The sequence below is a fragment of the Oceanobacillus zhaokaii genome, assembly GCF_003352005.1.
GTDB lineage: Bacteria > Bacillota > Bacilli > Bacillales > Amphibacillaceae > Oceanobacillus > Oceanobacillus zhaokaii.
This window is the reverse complement of the sequence record NZ_CP024848.1, coordinates 2,129,915-2,151,093: the sequence shown is the minus strand read 5'-3', so window position 1 is coordinate 2,151,093 and position 21,179 is coordinate 2,129,915. Positions and strand designations below refer to the sequence as shown.

At 35.3% G+C, this 21,179-nt stretch carries 25 protein-coding genes; 22 read left to right on the top strand and 3 right to left on the bottom strand.

From position 1 onward, the window contains the following. Window positions 1-40: 40 nt before the first annotated feature. On the bottom strand, window positions 41-1,411 hold the full coding sequence (locus CUC15_RS10980; protein ID WP_242985835.1) for an aldehyde dehydrogenase: 1,371 nt from the start codon (window positions 1,409-1,411) through the stop codon (window positions 41-43). A 13-nt stretch (window positions 1,412-1,424) separates the two neighbouring features. Then, window positions 1,425-2,351 (bottom strand): ribonuclease Z, encoded by a 927-nt coding sequence (gene rnz / locus CUC15_RS10975; RefSeq protein ID WP_114916695.1) that lies wholly within the window; start codon window positions 2,349-2,351, stop codon window positions 1,425-1,427. 424 nt (window positions 2,352-2,775) lie between these two features. On the opposite strand from rnz, the gene CUC15_RS10970 reads away from it, so the two are divergent. From CUC15_RS10970 to CUC15_RS10870, 21 genes are all read left to right on the top strand, one after another. Next, complete coding sequence (locus tag CUC15_RS10970) at window positions 2,776-3,108, top strand: iron-sulfur cluster biosynthesis family protein (protein WP_114916694.1); 333 nt, start codon at window positions 2,776-2,778, stop codon at window positions 3,106-3,108. A gap of 86 nt (window positions 3,109-3,194) precedes the next feature. Further along, window positions 3,195-3,740 carry an NUDIX hydrolase gene (locus tag CUC15_RS10965; protein ID WP_114916693.1) on the top strand — a complete coding sequence of 182 codons (546 nt, stop codon included), beginning with the start codon at window positions 3,195-3,197 and terminating at the stop codon, window positions 3,738-3,740. Window positions 3,741-3,744: 4 nt separating this feature from the next. Further along, a complete protein-coding gene (locus tag CUC15_RS10960) occupies window positions 3,745-4,905 on the top strand; it encodes an endonuclease Q family protein (protein WP_242985834.1) in 1,161 nt (386 codons plus the stop codon). Between the two features lie 100 nt (window positions 4,906-5,005). Next, the gene (spoIIM, locus tag CUC15_RS10955; protein ID WP_114916692.1) at window positions 5,006-5,641 is read left to right on the top strand and encodes a stage II sporulation protein M; all 636 of its coding nucleotides are present in this window, start codon (window positions 5,006-5,008) and stop codon (window positions 5,639-5,641) included. A 110-nt stretch (window positions 5,642-5,751) separates the two neighbouring features. Next, on the top strand, window positions 5,752-6,210 hold the full coding sequence (gene fur, locus CUC15_RS10950; RefSeq protein ID WP_114916691.1) for a ferric iron uptake transcriptional regulator: 459 nt from the start codon (window positions 5,752-5,754) through the stop codon (window positions 6,208-6,210). A 185-nt stretch (window positions 6,211-6,395) separates the two neighbouring features. Next, on the top strand, window positions 6,396-6,602 hold the full coding sequence (locus CUC15_RS10945; protein ID WP_114916690.1) for a YqzK family protein: 207 nt from the start codon (window positions 6,396-6,398) through the stop codon (window positions 6,600-6,602). Between the two features lie 5 nt (window positions 6,603-6,607). Further along, a complete protein-coding gene (xerD, locus tag CUC15_RS10940; protein ID WP_114916689.1) occupies window positions 6,608-7,498 on the top strand; it encodes a site-specific tyrosine recombinase XerD in 891 nt (296 codons plus the stop codon). Window positions 7,499-7,561: 63 nt separating this feature from the next. Further along, the gene (gene deoB / locus CUC15_RS10935) at window positions 7,562-8,740 is read left to right on the top strand and encodes a phosphopentomutase (RefSeq protein ID WP_114916688.1); all 1,179 of its coding nucleotides are present in this window, start codon (window positions 7,562-7,564) and stop codon (window positions 8,738-8,740) included. Window positions 8,741-8,753: 13 nt separating this feature from the next. Then, window positions 8,754-9,575, top strand: a complete 822-nt coding sequence (locus CUC15_RS10930) for a purine-nucleoside phosphorylase (RefSeq protein ID WP_114916687.1) — start codon at window positions 8,754-8,756, stop codon at window positions 9,573-9,575. A gap of 21 nt (window positions 9,576-9,596) precedes the next feature. Continuing rightward, on the top strand, window positions 9,597-10,901 hold the full coding sequence (locus CUC15_RS10925; RefSeq protein ID WP_114916686.1) for a pyrimidine-nucleoside phosphorylase: 1,305 nt from the start codon (window positions 9,597-9,599) through the stop codon (window positions 10,899-10,901). Between the two features lie 140 nt (window positions 10,902-11,041). Then, window positions 11,042-12,229: a D-alanyl-D-alanine carboxypeptidase family protein gene (locus tag CUC15_RS10920; RefSeq protein ID WP_114916685.1), complete on the top strand. Its 1,188-nt coding sequence runs from the start codon at window positions 11,042-11,044 to the stop codon at window positions 12,227-12,229. Between the two features lie 163 nt (window positions 12,230-12,392). Next, entirely contained in the window at window positions 12,393-12,746 is a 354-nt protein-coding gene (spoIIAA, locus tag CUC15_RS10915) for an anti-sigma F factor antagonist (protein ID WP_114916684.1), read from the top strand. Continuing rightward, window positions 12,743-13,183, top strand: a complete 441-nt coding sequence (gene spoIIAB, locus CUC15_RS10910) for an anti-sigma F factor (protein ID WP_114916683.1) — start codon at window positions 12,743-12,745, stop codon at window positions 13,181-13,183. Before spoIIAA ends, spoIIAB begins: the two co-directional genes overlap by 4 nt. Window positions 13,184-13,194: 11 nt before the next feature. Continuing rightward, on the top strand, window positions 13,195-13,950 hold the full coding sequence (gene sigF, locus CUC15_RS10905; protein WP_114916682.1) for an RNA polymerase sporulation sigma factor SigF: 756 nt from the start codon (window positions 13,195-13,197) through the stop codon (window positions 13,948-13,950). Window positions 13,951-14,444: 494 nt separating this feature from the next. Further along, window positions 14,445-15,065 carry a stage V sporulation protein AA gene (locus CUC15_RS10900; RefSeq protein ID WP_114916681.1) on the top strand — a complete coding sequence of 207 codons (621 nt, stop codon included), beginning with the start codon at window positions 14,445-14,447 and terminating at the stop codon, window positions 15,063-15,065. Continuing rightward, window positions 15,043-15,471 (top strand): stage V sporulation protein AB, encoded by a 429-nt coding sequence (locus CUC15_RS10895; protein ID WP_114916680.1) that lies wholly within the window; start codon window positions 15,043-15,045, stop codon window positions 15,469-15,471. Before CUC15_RS10900 ends, CUC15_RS10895 begins: the two co-directional genes overlap by 23 nt. 24 nt (window positions 15,472-15,495) lie before the next feature. Then, on the top strand, window positions 15,496-16,977 hold the full coding sequence (locus tag CUC15_RS10890) for a spore germination protein (RefSeq protein WP_114916679.1): 1,482 nt from the start codon (window positions 15,496-15,498) through the stop codon (window positions 16,975-16,977). A gap of 167 nt (window positions 16,978-17,144) precedes the next feature. Then, a complete protein-coding gene (gene lysA, locus CUC15_RS10885; RefSeq protein WP_114916678.1) occupies window positions 17,145-18,452 on the top strand; it encodes a diaminopimelate decarboxylase in 1,308 nt (435 codons plus the stop codon). A 116-nt stretch (window positions 18,453-18,568) separates the two neighbouring features. Next, window positions 18,569-19,006 carry a peptidylprolyl isomerase gene (locus tag CUC15_RS10880; RefSeq protein WP_114916677.1) on the top strand — a complete coding sequence of 146 codons (438 nt, stop codon included), beginning with the start codon at window positions 18,569-18,571 and terminating at the stop codon, window positions 19,004-19,006. Window positions 19,007-19,042: 36 nt separating this feature from the next. Then, complete coding sequence (locus CUC15_RS10875; RefSeq protein ID WP_114916676.1) at window positions 19,043-19,510, top strand: M50 family metallopeptidase; 468 nt, start codon at window positions 19,043-19,045, stop codon at window positions 19,508-19,510. Window positions 19,511-19,764: 254 nt separating this feature from the next. After that, window positions 19,765-20,139 carry a GNAT family N-acetyltransferase gene (locus tag CUC15_RS10870; protein ID WP_114916675.1) on the top strand — a complete coding sequence of 125 codons (375 nt, stop codon included), beginning with the start codon at window positions 19,765-19,767 and terminating at the stop codon, window positions 20,137-20,139. 65 nt (window positions 20,140-20,204) lie between these two features. On the opposite strand, the gene CUC15_RS10865 is transcribed toward CUC15_RS10870, so the two are convergent. Then, window positions 20,205-20,294: a YjcZ family sporulation protein gene (locus tag CUC15_RS10865; protein WP_021291215.1), complete on the bottom strand. Its 90-nt coding sequence runs from the start codon at window positions 20,292-20,294 to the stop codon at window positions 20,205-20,207. 147 nt (window positions 20,295-20,441) lie between these two features. On the opposite strand from CUC15_RS10865, the gene CUC15_RS10860 reads away from it, so the two are divergent. Continuing rightward, complete coding sequence (locus CUC15_RS10860) at window positions 20,442-21,179, top strand: segregation/condensation protein A (protein WP_114918438.1); 738 nt, start codon at window positions 20,442-20,444, stop codon at window positions 21,177-21,179.

Here is a 21,179-nt window from a genome sequence, read left to right as displayed (position 1 = left end):
TTACACAAATAATCAATATCATGTATGCTTCTATTTCTATTTATTTCATGAATTTTTGAACAATCGATTCACTGATTTTTCCACCAGGATATCGGAAAGGTACATCGAATTTCGTTGTTTGTTTTAAGATGCTTTTATTATGAGAAAATGTGTCAAAACCAAATTTACCATGATAAGATCCCATTCCACTTGCACCGACTCCCCCAAATGGAAGATGTGGGTTTGCTAAATGATATAGAGTATCATTAATCGATCCGCCACCAAATGATAAATATTCAACCACTTGTTGCTGAATCTTGTCATCCTCACCAAAGTAATAGAGTGCCAGTGGTTTATCACCACTTTTTATTTTGAACAGGGCTTCATCTAGGTTGGTAAACATTACAATTGGCAGAATAGGACCAAAAATTTCATCCTTCATCACTTCATCATTCCACGTTACTTTATCTAAAATCGTTGGTTCAATGATTAATTCTTCTTTATTAACATTTCCACCATGAACAATGTTTTCGTCATTTAAGAACTTTTCAAGCCGTTCAAAATGCTTGGTGTTAATAATTCGAGTATAGTCCTTGTTTTTTAGAGGGTCCTTGCCATATAGAGATTTAATTTGTTTAATCATTGCTTTTAAAAGCCTGAACTTCACTTTTTCATGGACAATGACGTAATCTGGAGCGACACAGGTTTGTCCTGCATTTGTAAATTTTCCCCAAACAATTCGTTTCGCTGCTATGTTAATATTTGCATCTTGATCAACAATTGCAGGGCTCTTTCCACCTAATTCTAACGTCACGGGTGTTAAATGATTGCTAGCGGCCTTCATGACTATTTTTCCAACACTTTTACTTCCAGTAAAGAAAATATAATCAAAGGGATATGTTAACAATTCTGCAGTTTTTTCTTTACCACCTTCGATTACCGTGAAGAAAGAACTGTCAAAATAAGATTTTACTATTTCTGCCAGTAAGTACGAAGTTGATTTTGCTAGTTCCGATGGTTTCAATATTACGCAATTACCGGCAGCGATGGCACTAATTACAGGTGCAATCGCTAGTTGTAACGGATAATTCCAAGGAGAGATAACAAGGGCTACACCATATGGTTCTTTTATTATGTAACTCTTTGATCCTTTATGCGTTAATGGTGAAGATACTTTATCAGGAGCCATCCAATACCTTAAATTCTTTATTGCGAAATCAATTTCTGTGTAAAGGAAGCCCAATTCTGTTGTAAATGCTTCATGCTTCGACTTATTTAAATCCATTTTCAATGCTAAATATATTTTCGTTTCATTGTCTTTTAACATTTGCTTTAAATTTTCTAATTGCTTTTTACGGAATTCATAATCAACTGTATTTCCATTTAAGAAATATGCTTGCTGATCTGTGAATATCTCTTTAGTCTGATCCAATGAAATCTCTCCTCTATGCTTTATGTTCAACAGGAATTTGATAAAAATCAGTTGCGATGCTAGTATTCGGAAAAATTTCGCATGCTTCATTCAGAAGTTGCTGTGAATCTTCATTTTGATAACGTGAAGAGATATGGGTTAAGATTAGCTGTGATACCTTGCCCATCTTAGCAAGGCTCGCAGCTTGAGTTGTAGTCGAATGATAGTAATCAGTTGCCATATCGGTCTTATCTTTTTCAAATGTTGCTTCATGAACAAGTACATCCGAATTTTCTATAAAATCGCGATGTTCTTCCTGATAACGCGTATCACCTAAGATACTAACTACTCTGCCTTTTTTAGATGGCCCGATAAAATCCTTCTGTTCTATAATTTTACCATCCTCTGTTTGAATCATATCATTTTCTTTTATTTGTTTATAGATTGGGCCTGGCATGATGCCGATATCCTTTAATTTTTGGACAAGTAGCTCACCAATTTTGTCTTTTTCAATGATACGAAAGCCATAGCTTGGTATTACATGATCAAGTTTTTTTGCAAATACTTGAAAATATTCTTCTTCGATTATTATGCCATCGTCTATCTCTACTATCGAAAGGGGATACGCCAAATGTGAACTGCTAAGACGTAAACTCGTTTCAATATATTCTTTAATCCCAGCAGGACCATAAACGGTGAGTAAATCGTCACCACCTTGAAATGAACGACTGCTTAATAGCCCAGGCAGACCGAAAATATGGTCACCATGCAGATGTGTGATAAAAATTTTGTTTATCTTTCTCGGTTTAATGGATGTTCTTAATATTTGATGCTGTGTTGCTTCCCCGCAATCAAATAACCATATATGATTAATTTCTTGTAATAAAGATAAGGCAATTGCCGATACATTTCTTTCCTTAGAAGGAAGACCTGCACCTGTGCCAAGAAAAGTTAACTCCATTGTTCATCCTCCAACAGTAAATACTTGCTTCATTTTATTCCACTTTATTATTGCTATATATATAAACTGCGAACTAGGCTCCCGCGGAAAGCAAAGTGTATTTTCGGAGCGACTGGCCAAAGAACATTAGCTCATCGTTGTTAGTTCACTCTTTATATCTAATATTAACTGTATTCATCGATTCCTTGATTAGCAATCATCTTTAAGGTATGGCCTCTTTCTATTATATCAAATTTAGTAGTATTTCTATCAATCTAATACAATATTGCCCGAAATGGATGCATTTAATCTTTGTGGGACTCACATTCATATATGCATCACAAATCTAAAATATATAAATCGTTCGCTAAATCTCAATTTGTTTAGCTATTCGCTCTAAAAGTGTATAATAAAGTAGATATAGTTTCAATGAGGAGGTATTTCCATGGAATTAACGATTACTAAAGAAGCGGAAGACGTAATTAAAGAGATGAACACAGATAATCACGAATCAATATTACTTTGGTACGATACAATCGATTGCGGATGTGGAGTGAATGGTTTGCCAACTTTCCGATTAATTGATGATATAAAAGCCCATTATCAAAAGGTGGATAATGGTAGTTTTTCAACCTACATTTCTGAACAACAAGCCGTTTTCTTTACTAAATCAATGAAATTGGACTATAAAAACGGAACTTTTAAACTATCCAGTCCTGAAGGGATGCTAAATGCTTTCATTGCAACAAATAGCATTATTGATACTGATTTTAAGTAGGAGGGTTGATCCTAGGATTAACCCTCCTGCTCCTTTCATAAAATCAATTTGGAAAAATATTACACATTATAACTGGAGGTATACATATGAAAAAATTTGAAGAGAAAACAATTAAAAGTGAACAAATTTTTACAGGGAAAATTATAAAATTGCAGGTTGATGATGTTAGCTTACCAAATGGGGAAACATCAACTCGCGAAATTATTAAACATCCTGGTGCTGTGGCGGTAATTCCTATTACAAAAGACAATAAAATAGTGTTTGTTGAACAATATCGTAAGCCCTTGGAAAAATCACTTGTAGAAATACCAGCTGGTAAATTAGAAGAAGGAGAAGACCCCGAAACAGCTGCGATAAGAGAATTAGAAGAAGAAACTGGGTATACTACAAAAGCGTTATCCTTCGTAACTTCCTTCTATACTTCTCCAGGTTTTGCGGATGAAATAATAACGATTTATATAACCGATACAATTGAAAAATTGTCAAAGCAAGTTGCTGGAGATGAAGATGAGTTTGTGGAAATTATTGAATTAACATTGGATGAAGCAAAACAGTATGTCGAGGATGGCCGCATTCAAGATGCAAAAACAAATTATGCAATACTTTATTTACATGCACTAGAAAGAAGGTAATTAATTGAATTCATATTTTGCCGATATGCATATCCATATTGGTCGCGATATGTATAACAAGCCTGTAAAAATTACTGCCTCAAAGACTTTAACTTTAACTAATATCCTTGTTGAATCAAGCAGGTATAAAGGGATCGATTTGATAGGTATTATTGATTGCCATGCCCCAGCTGTTCAACAAGAAATTATCCGGTTAATTGAGCAAAAAAAAGCCTATGAGTTAAAGGATGGCGGTATCCGTTTTGAGCAAGTAACCCTATTGCTAGGGTCTGAGGTCGAAATTTATGATGAAAATTGTAAAGGGCCAATCCATGTTCTCTGCTATTTTCCAACGTTAGCTAAAATAGCGTACTTTTCAGAATGGCTAACTACAAGGATGAAAAATATTACACTCAGCTCACAACGTTATTATGGCACTGCAAGAGAACTCCAATATAAGGTGAAGGAATTGGATGGTATTTTTATTCCTGCACATATTTTTACACCGTTTAAAAGTTTATATGGACGAGGTGTAACAAGTTCTCTGCTAGAAGTGTTTGACCCTGATTTAATCGATGGAGTAGAACTTGGGCTAAGCTCCGATACACAAATGGCTGATCAGATAAGTGAGCTTCATGATTACACATTTGTCACGAATTCAGACGCGCATTCATTAGCAAAAATTGCCAGGGAATACCAAGAGATAAATATGGAAGAGCCTTCTTTTAAGGAATTTAATCTCGCATTACATAAAGTAGATGGTAGAGGGGTTAAACAAAATTATGGAATGAATCCTCTTCTTGGCAAGTACCACCAGACTGTTTGTAATAATTGCCTGAAACAGGTAGCTTTAAAAACTACAGAATGTCCTAATTGCGGATCAACGAAAATAATTAAGGGCGTGTTTGATCGGATTCTGGAATTAAAGGATACTGACCTAAAAGTGAATGAGCGTCCGAATTATTTATATCAAGTTCCACTTGAATATTTACCTAAATTAGGGCCTAAGACTTTTAAGAAATTATTAGAACGCTTTGACACTGAAATGAATGTGATTCATTACGCCACTTATGAGCAACTAGCCGAGGTAGTTTCTGAAAAACTAGCACGCTCTATTATTGATATGAGAGAAGGAAAGTTGAAAATAAATGCTGGCGGTGGCGGGAAATACGGCACTATCTCATAGTTAATACTTTTTTTAGCAAATAAAAATAGATTTTTAGTATTATTACACGGAATTCTTCATAGTTTTAACTATAGTGTTATTTCTTGAATGGAGGATTCCGATGAACAATAATCGAACTTTACTATTAAACCATGTAAAAGATAATGCCATTATTTATCTTTTTATGACGATTTTATTTTTAACAGGGATAATTTTTGGGGCAATTATCGTTAATAGCATGAATTTTGTTCAGAAACAGGATTTATTTTTTTATTTGGAGCGTTTTTTTGGTGAGATCGTTAACGAACAATCGATTGATCATACAACGATATTAAAACAAAGCTTTTTCTATCATATTAAATATTTATTGTTATTATTTATTCTAGGATTATCAGTTGTAGGCTTGCCAATTGTTTGGATTCTATTATATATAAAGGGTCTTGTCATCGGTTTCTCTGTTGGTTTTATTGTTAATCAGCTTGGCATGAAAGGATTATTTCTTGCCGCATTGTCAATTGCACCGCAAAATATATTGATTATCCCAATATATATAATTGCAGGTACACTATCAATGATTTTCTCATTAACGTTGCTTAATAAATTATTTTCAAGGCGCAACTCGCAAACAATATTTCAGCCGTTTAGCCGTTACATGGTTATCTTTACATTGCTTATTCTCGCTTCTTTTGTCGCAGCATTGGTGGAGGCTTTCGTCTCTAATGCAGCAATGGAAACATTAATTAAATCATTTTACTAATAATCAAACTTATATTATAATTATTATAAATACAAACTAACTATATATATTTTTTGACACGTGTTTCATAGGTGCATATAATAAAGAAGGATATGAGGAGGCGACCTACTATGGAACATCGGATAGAGCGCATAAAAAAACAGCTCCATTCAGAGAGCTATAAACTAACTCCACAAAGAGAAGCTACATTACGAGTGTTACTAGAGCGCGAGGAAGATCATCTGAGTGCTGAAGATGTATATTTACTCGTAAAAGAAAAATCACCTGAAATTGGGTTAGCGACTGTGTATCGAACACTGGAATTACTGTATGAACTAAAAATTGTAGACAAAATAAATTTTGGTGACGGCGTTTCTCGCTATGATTTAAGAAAAGAAGGGGCAAAACATTTCCATCATCACTTAGTATGTATTGAATGTGGCTCTGTTGAAGAGATTGTTAATGATTTACTAGAAGATGTAGAAAAAATCGTACAAAGTGAATGGGGTTTTCAGGTGCAGGACCATCGCCTTACCTTTCATGGAATTTGTAAACAATGTCAATTAACGCCTGTAAAAGCAACGCAATAAGAGTTTCCAGGTATGCCTTTTTCCGATAAGGAAGAGGCTTTTTGATTTTAGGAAATACAAATACTATGGAGTAATCCCTTATATGATAACCATATTTTATTATTCTATTAAACCAGATGTATATTGTTCATCTTTTTTGGCATATCTTAAAATAGGATACTATTTTATAAGGGGAGACTTGCCATATGAAGCGATTAGTGTGGGACTCAATTAAGGTATTTATCATATTCATTGCCTGTACGTGTTTATTTTATTTTGGATTGCGAATGCTGTCAGCGGAATATGACAACTATCATCGCTATGATCCACCAGAAGGACCATCTGTTAAAGTATTTAATACAGAACAGACGTTAATCGATCGATTGGACTTATTTTTTCGATTAGGAGAGTAGGACAAATGTTAAAAGATGCAAAAGAAGATTATTTTCACTTTTTACAAATTGAAAGAGGGTTGTCCGATAATACGATAACATCGTATAAACGAGATTTAGATGATTATATGCAGTATGTTGAGAAATCTTGCGGGAAATCAGACTGGAATTCTATAGCGAGAAATGATATTATTGGCTATCTCTATATGCTGAAAGATAATGGTAAGTCAACATCAACCATTTCTCGTCATGTTTCTTCAATACGATCATTCCATCAGTTTTTGATTCGTGAGCAACTTGTCACACAAGATGCAAGTTTACATATAGAAACACCAAAAAAGGAAAGAAAACTACCGGATATACTATCGCAGGAAGAAATTGAAGCGATTCTCACAGTGAATGATCAGTCGTTACTTGGAATACGCAATAAAGCAATGTTAGAATTACTTTATGCAACTGGATTGCGTGTATCTGAACTGATTACCCTAAAGGTAAGCGATTTGCACCTATCAATGGGCTTTGTCCAATGTTATGGAAAAGGATCGAAGGAAAGGATTGTACCAATTGGGGATGTCGCAATAAAAGCCGTTGACCATTACCTGCAGTATGCAAGGGGACAAATCCTGAAACAAAAAAAGGAAACGATTTTATTTTTGAATCAGCATGGAAGACCATTATCTCGTCAAGGATTTTGGAAAATACTTAAAAAAGTTACAAAGGAAGCTGGAATTGAAAAGACGATAACTCCGCATACGTTACGTCATTCCTTTGCAACACATTTATTAGAAAACGGTGCAGATTTAAGAGTCGTCCAAGAATTACTCGGACATGTTGATATTTCAACAACACAAATTTACACCCATGTTTCAAAAGCTAGATTAAAAGATATGTATAAAGCATTTCACCCTCGCGCGTAATATTAATAATTTTAAACATAGATTCACGCGATTATGGGAAGATATAGGTAGGAGGGTTATTATATGAAAAAATTTAAACGTGTATTTTTAGTTGTCATGGACTCAGTAGGAATTGGCGAAGCACCAGATGCTGCTAAATTTAATGATGTTGGTTCGGATACTATAGGACATATTGCCGAACGAATGGATGGTTTACATATGCCAAATATGAGCATGCTTGGCTTAAGCAATATAAAAAAGATTAAAGGGATTGACAGCGCACCGTCACCTAAAGCACATTTCACAAAAATGCAAGAAGCTTCGAATGGAAAAGATACAATGACGGGTCACTGGGAAATTATGGGATTAAATATTCAGGAACCATTCCAAACTTTTCCAGATGGATTTCCCCCTGAGCTCATTCAAGAATTAGAAGAGAAAACAGGTAGGAAGGTTATTGGAAATAAACCTGCATCTGGAACAGCAATTATTGAAGAACTTGGTGAAGAGCATATCAATACAGGAGCATTGATTGTCTATACATCAGCAGACCCTGTCTTGCAAATTGCTGCACATGAAGACATCATTCCAATTGAAGAACAGTATCGCATCTGTGAAATTGCAAGGGAATTAACATTGGATGAGAAATATAAAGTTGGTCGAATAATAGCTCGTCCATTTATTGGTAAACCTGGTGCATTTGAAAGGACGTCTAACCGGCATGACTATGCGCTGAAACCATTTGGCCATACTGTGATGAATGAATTAAAGGATAATCAATACGATGTAATTGCTTTAGGTAAAATCTCGGATATCTATGATGGTGAAGGTATTACGGAAGCTGTACGCACTGTTGATAATGACGATGGTATGACGAAGCTGATTGCATCACTTAAACAGGACTTTACTGGGATTAGTTTCTTAAATTTAGTCGACTTTGATGCGAAGTATGGTCATCGCCGGGATCCAGAAGGCTACGGAAAAGCATTAGAGGAATTTGATAGTAGGCTTTCTGAAGTATTTCCTTTACTCAACGAAGATGACTTATTAATTATAACCGCCGATCACGGAAATGACCCAACCTACCACGGAACAGATCATACACGTGAATATGTGCCTTTGCTAGTCCACCATAAACAAATTACTGAAGGTAAGGAACTGCCAATAAGAGACACATTTGCAGATATTGGCGCAACAATTGCAGATAATTTTGAAGTGAAAATGCCAGCATATGGTACTAGCTTTTTATCAGATATTAAGTAAGGGAGAATGAAATATGAACCAAGCTAAAATTAAAGAGGCAAGTAATTATATTGAGAATAAAAATACCAGTAAACCAACAATTGGATTAATTTTGGGCTCTGGTTTAGGTGTGCTTGCTGATCAGATTGAGAATCCAGTTACAATTGAATATAAGGATATTCCTCATTTTCCTGAATCAACAGTTGCGGGCCATAAAGGGCAACTGGTTATTGGTTCATTAGAAGGCAAACAAGTAATCGCGATGCAAGGAAGATTTCATTATTATGAAGGCTACACAATGGAACAAGTAACCTTCCCAGTTCGCGTAATGAAACAATTAGGCATTGAATCACTTATCGTTACGAACGCTGCTGGGGGAATCAACACAAACTTTAATCCTGGTGATTTAATGCTAATTACCGATCATCTAAATAATATGGGGACAAATCCATTGATCGGAAAAAATGATGACCGGCTTGGTGATAGATTCCCTGACATGTCTAGATGCTATGATCAATCATATATTGAGCATGCAGAACAATGTGCGAAAGAGCTTAATTTAACAATCCGAAAAGGTGTCTATGTAGGGAATACTGGTCCATCATATGAAACACCTGCAGAAATAAGGATGCTACGAATTTTAGGTGGAGATGCAGTTGGTATGTCTACCGTTCCCGAGGTCATTGTCGCTAATCATGCTAAAATCCGTGTTCTAGGAATTTCATGTATTTCTAATATGGCTGCTGGAATTTTAGAACAGCCATTAACACATACAGAAGTAATTGATACAACAAATAAAGTCAGAGAAGACTTTCTGCAATTTATTAAGAAAGTAATCCATACATTACCACAATAATTTGAAGGCTGGTGTTAAACATTGAGAATGTATGACATTATTGAGAAAAAGCGTGACGGCAAAGAATTAACGAGTGAAGAAATCGAGTTTTTCATTAATGGATATACCGCAGACGAAATTCCAGACTATCAAGTAAGTGCCTTGTTAATGGCAATATTTTATCAAGATATGACAGCAAAAGAACGTGCTGATTTAACGAAAGCAATGGTAGAGTCTGGTGATCAAATCGACTTATCGGCAATAGATGGAATAAAAGTTGATAAACATTCAACTGGAGGTGTCGGTGATACAACGACATTAGTTTTAGCTCCATTGGTTGCATCTTTAGATGTACCAGTAGCGAAGATGAGCGGGAAAGGCCTCGGTCACACTGGTGGAACGATTGATAAGTTAGAATCTGTTCCTGGATTCCATGTCGAAATAACGAATGATGAATTTGTTCGATTAGTAAATGAAAATAAAGTCGCAGTAATCGGACAATCAGGGAATCTGACACCCGCTGATAAAAAGCTTTATAGCTTACGAGATGTAACAGCCACCGTAAACTCAATTCCACTTATTGCAAGTTCGATTATGAGTAAAAAAATTGCGGCTGGTGCTGATGCGATTGTACTGGATGTGAAAACCGGTGAGGGCGCATTTATGAAGAAGCTTGAAGATTCCAAAGAATTGGCAAAAGCAATGGTATCTATCGGTAACCAAGTTGGAAGAAATACAGTGGCAATTATTTCCGATATGAATCAGCCACTCGGATTTGCAATCGGCAATGCACTTGAGATTAAGGAAGCAATCGATACTTTACAAGGAAAAGGTCCAGAGGATTTGACAGAGCTTTGTCTTACATTGGGAAGCCAAATGGTCGTATTAGCAGGTATGGCAGAAGATGTAGACGAGGCAAGAGAGAAATTATCAGAGAATCTTGAGAATGGGAAAGCACTGGAACAATTTAAAGTATTTCTTAAAGCACAAGGTGGAGATTCGACAGTTGTTGATGAGCCAAACCGATTACCAGAGGCAACTTATAAAGTTGAATTGCCTGCAACATCTTCTGGGACTGTGGAAGCAATTGTTGCTAATGAAATCGGCACAGCAGCGATGCTGTTAGGGGCTGGACGTGCAACAAAAGAATCAGAGATTGACCTTGCGGTTGGAATTGTTTTAAATAAAAAGATTGGTGATCAAGTTTCTGAAGGGGAATCTTTGTTGACAATCCATGCTAACAACGAAGAACTCGAGCAAATTAAAAAGAAATTATATGATAGCATAGTCATCTCTACAAATTCAGTTAAAGCCCCAACATTAATTTATGATACGATCACAGAATAATTTAGCTTAAAAAGCACGCCCAAATCTTTTAGTTATTACTAAAAATAGGGCGTGCATTTTATTTTCTTCCGAGAATATTTAGTATAAAAAACTACACTTTTGACAATCCTTATATTATATCGATTGTTGGAGGTAAAACTATGAAAAAATACATATTAATGGTTGCGGTGATATTTTCAATTTCTGCTATTTTTCCAACTCTTTCAGTTTTAGCAGAGGAAAAGCCAGCAGACAGCACAATGGAAGAATTAAATCTAGCACCAAATTCAAAGTCAGCGATTTTAATTGAAAGAGATACAGGCAAGCTCCTTTTTGATAAAAATGCACATGAAAAACTCCCGCCAGCAAGTATGACGAAAGTGATGACATTACTATTAATTATGGAGGCTCTTGAAAAGGGAAATTTAAAACTCGACGAAACAGTCCGTGTAAGTGATTATGCAGCATCCATGGGTGGATCACAAATCTTCCTTGAAGCTGGGGAAGAGATGTCAGTAGATGATCTTTTAAAGGGAATTGCAATTGCTTCCGGAAATGATGCGAGTGTTGCAATGGCTGAGAGAATAGCAGGAAGTGAAGAAGCTTTTGTTAAAAAGATGAATGATAAAGTAAAGGAACTTAAACTGGAGAATACAAAGTTTCAAAATACTACCGGATTACCAGCTGACGATCATTACAGTACCGCATATGATATGGCAATCATGGCGAAGGAATTATTAAAATATGAAAAAATTACAAACTATACCTCTATCTATGAAGATTATTTAAGAAAAGGGAAAGAAAATGAATTTTGGTTGGTGAATACAAATAAGCTGGTTCGTTTTTACCCTGGTGTAGACGGGTTAAAAACAGGGTTTACGAACGAAGCGATGTATTGCTTAACAGCTACAGCTGAGAAAGATGGTATGCGCGTGATTGCAGTTGTTATGGGAGCAAAAACACCAAAGGAGCGGAATTCAACTGTATCAAGTATGCTTGACTATGCGTTTAATAGCTTTGAAACAAATAAGCTATTTGAAAAAAATGAAAAGATTGCGGATCTGCAATTATTAAAAGCAGACAAAAAGAATATTAAAGTTGTAACATCAGAATCAATAAGTACTCTACATGCAAAAGGGGATTCAATTGAGAATATTACTTCAGAAATTGTACTTGATAAAAAAATCAACCTGCCTATAAATATAGGTGACAAGATAGGTAAATTAGTTGTTAAAAATGGAGAGGAAAAAATTCTTGAGTCACCTCTAACGGTGGATGAAAATATTGGCAAAGCATCCTATTTCACATTATTAAAAAGATCAATACAAGCAATTGTAAAATCTGATTAACTAGAAAACAAGACCTTATTTGCACTTATGCAGTAAGAAAGTTTTTATACTTTTTTACTTGCCAAGAATATCGTCGAAATGCTTCTTCTTTTGTCATAGAGCAGGAATTAACCCATTTAATCGAGAAAAGTATTATAGAGTCTAAATACGAGGAGGAATATTTATGGGACTTCACTCAATGTTTGATGTTAAAGAAGATGTATTAATTGTTAGGCTCGCCGGCGAGCTGGATCACCATGAAGCAGAACATCTACGAGATAGCTGGAAGGACATGATATATTCAAATTCCATTAAACATGTTATCTTAAATCTCGAAAATGTCAGCTTCATGGATAGTTCAGGTTTGGGTGTTATTTTAGGGAGATATAAAGAAGTATTACAGCTTGGCGGAGAAATGGTTGTATGCTCTATTTCTCCTTCAATCAAGCGTTTGTTTGAAATGTCAGGGCTCTTTAAAATTGTTCGCTTAGAGGAGAATGAATCATTTGCTTTAGAAACACTGGGGGTGGCTTCGTGAAAAATCAAATGAAGATAGAGTTTTCTAGCATTAGTGAAAATGAAGCTTTTGCGCGCGTTACAGTGGCAGCTTTTATTTCCCAGCTAGATCCGACAATGGATGAATTAACGGAAATTAAAACAGTCGTTTCTGAAGTTGTAACGAACGCCATAATTCATGGCTATAATAATGAGGGTCATCACAAGATTTACATCTCTTGTACAATTGAAAACGATGAAATTCAACTCACAATCCAGGACAATGGCGTTGGAATAGCTGATATAAACAGAGCAATGGAACCTTTATACACCTCAAAACCTGATTTAGAAAGATCTGGTATGGGCTTTACAATTATCGAAAACTTCATGGATTCGGTTGCTGTCACGTCCACTCCTGAAAAGGGGACAACCGTAAACATGACCAAGCAACTTATTAATAGTAAAACGGTTTATAATTAGGGAAATTGCCAATGAACGTAAATGTAAAAAATACTAAGCGTAAAGCAACCCTATCGGACGAACAGGTGAAGAACTATATTTACAAGAGTCAGCAAGGGGACAAGCAGGCTAGAGATATTCTTGTTGAAAATAATATTCGGTTGGTTTGGTCTGTTGTACAACGTTTTATTAATCGTGGTTATGATCCTGATGATTTATTTCAGATTGGTAGTATAGGGCTGATCAAATCAATAGATAAGTTCGATTTATCTTATGATGTTCGATTTTCTACGTATGCCGTTCCAATGATCATTGGTGAAATCCAACGTTTTATCAGGGATGATGGTAGTGTAAAGGTGAGTCGATCATTAAAGGAAATTGGCAATAAAATCCGCAAAAAAAGGGATGAAATGACGAAGCAACTTGGAAGATCGCCCACGATTAATGAACTTGCAGAAGCCCTGGAAATACCACCAGAGGATGTTGTACTAGCGCAAGAAGCAGCTAAAACCCCGCATTCAATCCATGAAACGGTATTTGAAAACGATGGTGATCCAATAACTCTACTGGATCAAATTGCAGACCAGGACACAAAATGGTTTGATAAATTTAATTTAGAAGAAGCAATTAAAAGCTTAAATGATCGTGAACGATTAATCATCTACTTACGCTATTACAAGGACCAAACCCAAACGGAAGTAGCAGAAAGACTCGGAATCTCCCAAGTACAAGTTTCGCGTTTAGAGAAAAAGATACTGCTTGAAATGAAAATAAATATGGACCCTTAATAACTAAACTATGACTTAAACAGATCATTGCAAATTGTGATGATCTGTTTTTTTACCTTCCTAATTTTTCCTGTCAAAGTAATCGAATATTAATAAATAGTTGATATAAAGTGTAAAGTGCAAATAGGTCCGATGTTAATTTCGGCTCTGGTCAGTCTATTTACTTCGTGAAGCTCTGCATTACATCATGCTAAGAATGTACACTCCTATTTTGGAGAGACTCCTATGTTTCCGTTAAAAAGCGAGATGGAATCGTACTTAAAAGAGAGATAAGAAACTAATCTTTATCTTGCAATACCAGCGGAAGAAATACACGGAGACTCCTCAGGGAAGAAGAGCCTAGGTGAGACTCCTTAGCACATTAAAGTAGTTCGCACTTTAACGAAATACTGACAAGTGATTCAAAATGAGCCTTCTTAAATAAAGCTTGGATAAAAACTGTATTCCTGCCAATACTATTAATGCACAAAGTAAGAACAGAAGGTGATAACTCAATGACAACGATTGTTTATTTACGAATGAAGAAAAATATTGAGTTTAGTGAAATGCAAGAAGTTCAATTAAAGCATATTGCCCATATTAGCTCAACAGATCCCTTATTAAACAAAAAACTTGAGAATACCCCAATCTATCGTATTAGTAAAAAGGATAAAAACATCGTCATTATGGACAGTTTTTTAATTATAGATCACTTAACAAAAACGTTTAGTACAATAGAAATTCAACTGATAGGTCCCTCACAAACGATAATACGAGTAGTTGCAAAAAAGAAACCAATCAACTTATTAATGGTCTCTATTGTATGGATTATTCTGTTCATCGGAACGGCTATGACGATTATGAATTTCCATTATGATGTCAGTATGCAGCAAGTGCAGCAGAAGCTCCATTATTTACTTACCGGAGAGCAAAATCAATACCCTTTATGGATTCAAATACCGTATTCACTAGGATTAGGTATTGGTACTCTTCTGTTCTTTAATCATTGGTTTAATAAACGATTTAATGAAGAACCAAGTCCACTTGAAGTAGAAATTTATAAATATCAACAAGACCTCGATAACTATTTGAATCAACATGAAAATAAACTAAATGATACAAACCCTACTAGTTAATTTTTTACAAGTACTTATAGGTTTTAGTGGAGGTCTTGCAGTAGGAGGTGGGTTTGTTGCGTTTATTACCGTATTAGGGATTATTCCAAGATTAATTCAACTGACAAAAACAGAGAAATTAGTAAAAATGTACAGTGGATGTGTCATTATCGGTTTATTGATTGGTAGTTATTTTTCTTTCGCCGACATTAAATTAAATCAACCAATCATCTTTTTAATTCTTTGGGGATTATTTCATGGAATATTCAATGGTCTGCTTGCAGCTGCGCTAACAGAGGTATTAAATGTTTTTCCTGTTATTTCTAAACGAATTAGAATGGAAAGACATCTATTAATTTTATTAATGGCAATCGTATTTGGTAAAATAATTGGTTCATTATTTCAGTGGACAATATTTGTTAAGTAGGAAGAGAGAGTGGTGTAAGGCATCATGGTAATTTCAAACACAAAACATCCAGTTTCAGCTAAAATTAGTGAGAATCAGCAATATATGAAGGAGCATCTCGGAATCGGCCGATCATTTGATGTTGGATTCCGGGAAATTATAGTCCTGAAAAAAAAGGTACAGCTTTATTATGTAACAGGTCTCTGTGATACTTTAGTATTTCAAGAAATATTAAAAGTGTTAATCCAGATTAATGATTTCGAGAGTAACTTAAAAAAGATTCCTGAAATCATACATAATCGCCTGGTCCATCAACAAGTATCTGAGACTGAAACAATGGATGAGGTGGTTGATCAGCTACTATCAGGCTTAATTGTCGTCTTTATTGACGGTGAAAAATATGCATATGTAGTTGATGTAAGAAGCTATCCGGGTAGAACACCACAAGAACCGGATACAGAAAAGGTTATCCGCGGTTCAAGAGACGGATACACGGAAAATATTATCCAAAACACAGCATTAACACGTCGAAGATTACGTGACGAACGGTTACGATTAGAAATGATGAAGATTGGTGAGCGATCGAAAACAGATGTCTGTATTAGTTATATACAAGATATTGCAGACGATGGACTTGTGGAAGTTATTAAGGAAAAGCTAAGTTCAATTGAAATTGATGGAATAACGATGACAGATAAAGCAATAGAAGATTATTTTATTGAAAGTAAATGGAATAACTATCCTCTCGTTAGATATACCGAACGACCGGATGTTGCAGCAAGTCATTTATTAGAAGGTCATGTAATCGTGATTGTTGACACTTCACCTAGTGTCATGATTCTTCCCGTAACCTTCTTTCATCATCTCCAGCATGCAGAGGAATACCGTCAGGCACCAATAGTAGGTACATTTATTCGATTTATTCGTTTTATGGCTGTACTAGCATCATTGTATTTAATGCCGTTTTGGTTGCTGCTAGTAATAGATCCAACGTTACTGCCTAAGCAATTATCATTTATTGGACCAAATGAAGTTGGAAATATTCCAGTATTTATCCAAATAATTGTCGCAGGTCTCGGGGTTGAGTTTTTACGCATGGCAGCGATTCATACACCAACCCCGTTATCAACAGCAATGGGACTTATTGCAGCAGTGTTAATTGGACAAATTGCAATTGATGTGGGTTTCTTAAGCCCAGAAGTAATTCTCTATGCATCAGTAAGCGCGATTGGTTCCTATGTGACACCGAGTTATGAACTCAGCATTGCGAATAAGTTAGTAAGTTTCGCTTTAGTAATTGTGGTTGGCCTATTCGGAATACCCGGGTTTATTTTTGGAATCGTAGCCCATTTATTATATCTCATTCACTTAAAATCAATAAAAGTACCTTATATGTGGCCATTTATCCCATTCAATGGTAAAGCGATGTTACATGTTATTTTCAGAATCCCTGTTCCATATACAAATACTAGGCCTAGTTTTGTACATCCGAAAAATGTGTACAGACAGCCGATTAAGAAGAGCTAACAGTGTTAGCTCTTCCGTTTTTTACTTTCCTGTGGTAAAGTAATTTTCATAGGTTTTGCCAGTAAAAATGCTTTATTTGCTTAACCTGTAACCAGTAAGGAAGATAGGCGAGGTTCTTAGTTTTACGTTACACTTAATCAGTTTACTGTAAAGAAGAGGGGATAATTATGCTAATAAACCATCATCCATTTCAAGTAAATCAACATGGACATTTAGAAATTGGTGGGTTAGATACAATAATGCTTGCCGAAAAATACGGAACGCCACTTTATGTATATGATGTTGCGATGATTCGCAAAAACGCAAGAACCTTTGTACATACTTTTAAAGAATTGGGTGTTAAAGCAAAAGTAGCGTATGCAAGTAAAGCCTTTTCCACTATTGCAATGCTTCAGGTTGCTAAACAGGAGAATCTATATTTAGACGTTGTTTCAGAAGGTGAATTATATACAGCATTAAAGGCTGAATTTCCTACTGACAGAATTCATTTGCATGGAAATAATAAAAGCATTGAAGAATTAACAATGGCAATTGATCATAATATCGGCTGTATTGTGGTCGATAATTTTCACGAAATCGACTTACTTACACGAATACTACAAGAAAAGAATAAAAAAGCAGATGTATTAATGCGGGTTACTCCTGGAGTTGAATCACATACTCATGATTATATTATGACTGGTAATGAAGATTCTAAATTCGGATTTAATCTCCAGAATGGTCAAGCAGAAGCAGCATTTAAACAATTGAATCAGCATGAAGCAATTCATTTGAAAGGATTACATTGTCACATCGGTTCACAAATCTTTGAGACGGAAGGATTTGTCCGCACAACAGATATATTGTTTAATACGTTAGCTGATTGGAAAGAAAAATATGATTATACACCGAGTGTTTTGAATTTAGGTGGAGGATACGGAATACGCTACACTGCAGAGGATAAACCACTTCCCTATGATACATATGTTAAGGATCTTGTGAAAGCCGTTGAGCATCATGTGAGTAAACTTAACATTGCGATGCCTGAGATCTGGTTAGAACCTGGTCGCTCAATTGTCGGTGAAGCAGGCATAACGTTATATACAATAGGATCCATGAAGGAAATACCGGGTGTTCGTAATTATATTTCTGTTGATGGTGGCATGACAGATAATATTAGACCTGCATTATATCAAGCGAAATATGATGCAGTAATTGCAAATCGAGCAAATAAACCAGTTACAAGAGAAGTAACCGTAGCTGGAAAAGCCTGTGAATCCGGTGACCAGCTCATTAAGGACTTACCAATTCCTGAAGTAGAATCGGGTGATATACTCGCTGTATTCTCAACTGGAGCATACGGGTATTCGATGGCAAGTCACTATAATCGCTTTACGAACCCTGCTGTAGTTTTCATTGAAGACAAAAAAGACAAGCTAGTAGTAAGAAGAGAAACATATGAAGATGTCGTTCGTAATGATTTGTCTTATGAATAAAACACTTTTGTTTAGTTAAACGATTGACGCTTTAAAGTAGAATTCTTTAAAATAAAATTGTTAAATGGTAGAATATAAAAGGTTCAATAAAATTTATATTATGAGGAGATGCATTAATGGCTAAAAAAGGATATATCATTATGGAGAATGGTGAAAAAATCGAATTAGAATTTTTCCCAAATGAAGCTCCAAATACAGTAGCAAACTTTGAAAAATTAGCAAACAGCGGATTTTACGATGGGGTAGTATTCCACCGTGTAATTCCTGGCTTCGTAAGTCAAGGTGGAGATCCAACTGGTACCGGTATGGGTGGCAGTGGAACAACGATTAAATGTGAAACAGAAGGTAATCCTCACAAGCATGTAGCAGGAAGCTTATCAATGGCACATGCTGGGAAGGATACTGGTTCAAGCCAGTTCTTTATCGTTCATGAGCCACAGCCACATTTAGATGGTGTTCATACAGTATTTGGAATTGTTACATCTGGCTTAGAAACAGCTTTAGCAATGCAAAACGGTGATGTAATGAAAGAGGTTAAAGTTTTTGAAGCTTAATTCGTAAGGTTTTTAATTTAAAATTAGGGTGTTAATATGGATATTTTACTATTACTATTTTTGATATTGATTGTAGTCCCATCTAGCACCCTAATTCATGAAATGGGCCATGCTTTAGCTGCCAGGATGATTAAAGCGGAGACTATTAGTCTATCAATTGGAAGAGGAAAACAATTACTGCAATTTCGTTTTGAACGGTTTCAGATGACCATTTATGCTGTTTATTTCCTGGATGGGCTTACGTCAAGTAGCAGAGTTAATCCGTACAGTAAGAGAGAGAGGCTTTGGATTACCGCTCTAGGTCCTGTTTTTAATGGAATAATAGCATTCCTTTTATTTTTTGTTCCTAACTGGTACGAAAACGAATTTATATTTTTATTATTTTGGTACAATGTTTGGTTAGGATTAGGTAATTTAATTCCTTTAAAATTTAAAAATAAACATACAGATGGTTATACGCTTTATCAGCTCTTATCGGAAAATCACCCATCTGATTTATATTAGGTATGGTTCCTATTAAATTCGTACATAATAGTAATATTATTATAAAAAGCCGAGTAGTTATTAAATTATACTTAAACAAATAGTTGTATACTCTTTTCATATATTGTGATATTATCAATTACAATGAAATCTTTTTTTAGCAGATATGGAAGAGAATATCTGCTTCTGTATAAATGTGACGAATAACAACGGATAAAGTCTTACATATTTTACATTTTAAATTGATGATAAGTTTTATATTAAGAGGGGTATCTATGCTAATTCGTTATAAAAAAAATCTAGAAAAGATTGCAATGGGATTATTGTCTTTCATGCCGGAAGAAAAAAAAGACATTAAAAAATTGCTGCAAACGATTAAAGAATATGAAACCAATGATGACTGGCACCTCTACTTATGGAAAGAAGAGGATGTCTTAGGTGCGATTGGAATAAAAATGGAAGAAGATAATCATGTTATTATCCAACATCTGTCCGTTACACCATCACATCGCAATTTAGGGATCGGTAAACATATGGTACATGAGATAAGAAAGCAATATCAGGATAAATACACAGTTAGTGCTACAGGCGAAATTCAGAGTTTCTATGATAAGTCTGAAGATATTAGTGATCATGTTGATGAACAGTGAAAAACCAGCCCCCACTATTTATAGGGCTGGTTTTTCAGTTCAATTAACAATTATCTCGCTGGATACTACAACCAAGCAGCCCCAACAATAATTAATAGAATGAACAATACAACGATTAACGCGAATCCTCCACCATATCCGTAACCACCACTCATAATGTAATTCCTCCTTTTTCTTCTTTGCATAAATGTTTTATGGTAACATTTATCTTACGTTAATAATTTATGATGGTAGCTGTCTGGATGTATAGGCGTTTGTGACAACTTTTAATAATTATCTTAAGGACGAGGTGTGTGATGGACATGAATCAAGCATATCAGGTTGAATTAGATGTATTTGAAGGTCCGCTTGATTTATTACTACATTTGATTAATCAGCAAGAAATTGATATATACGATATTCCGATGGCGGAAATTACTAAACAGTATATGGAATTCATCCATACGATGCACAAATTAGAGTTAAATATTGCTAGTGAGTACCTCGTAATGGCAGCATCACTTGTAGCGATAAAAAGTCAATTGCTATTGCCAAACCAATCGATTGATGATGAAGCAGAAGAATATATGGAGGACCCAAGAGAAGAATTGATTGGGAGATTAATTGAATATAGAAAGTACAAAGAAGCTGCACAGAAATTAAAAGAAAAAGAAATTGAATCAAATCAAATCTTTACAAGACCACCAACACTGTTCGATGGGTTAGAGGATACGAAACAACCTGTAACGAAAGGGCAGGTATCTGTTTACGATATGCTGACTGCACTTGGCAAGATGTTTGAACGAAAAAAATGGAATGAACCATTAGATACAAAAATTGAACGCGCAGAGATTCCGATTCAAAAGCGAATGGAAGAAATTGTCCAAGCCGTAAGGGGTAATAAGAACGGAACTTCCTTTGATCAGCTGTTTCCATATCCCTCACGAACCCATGTTGTCGTGACGTTTATTGCTATATTGGAATTAATGAAAAACAAGCACGTCTATTGTAAACAAACGAAACACTTTGATACACTTTTTGTTTTTTATATGGAGGAATAG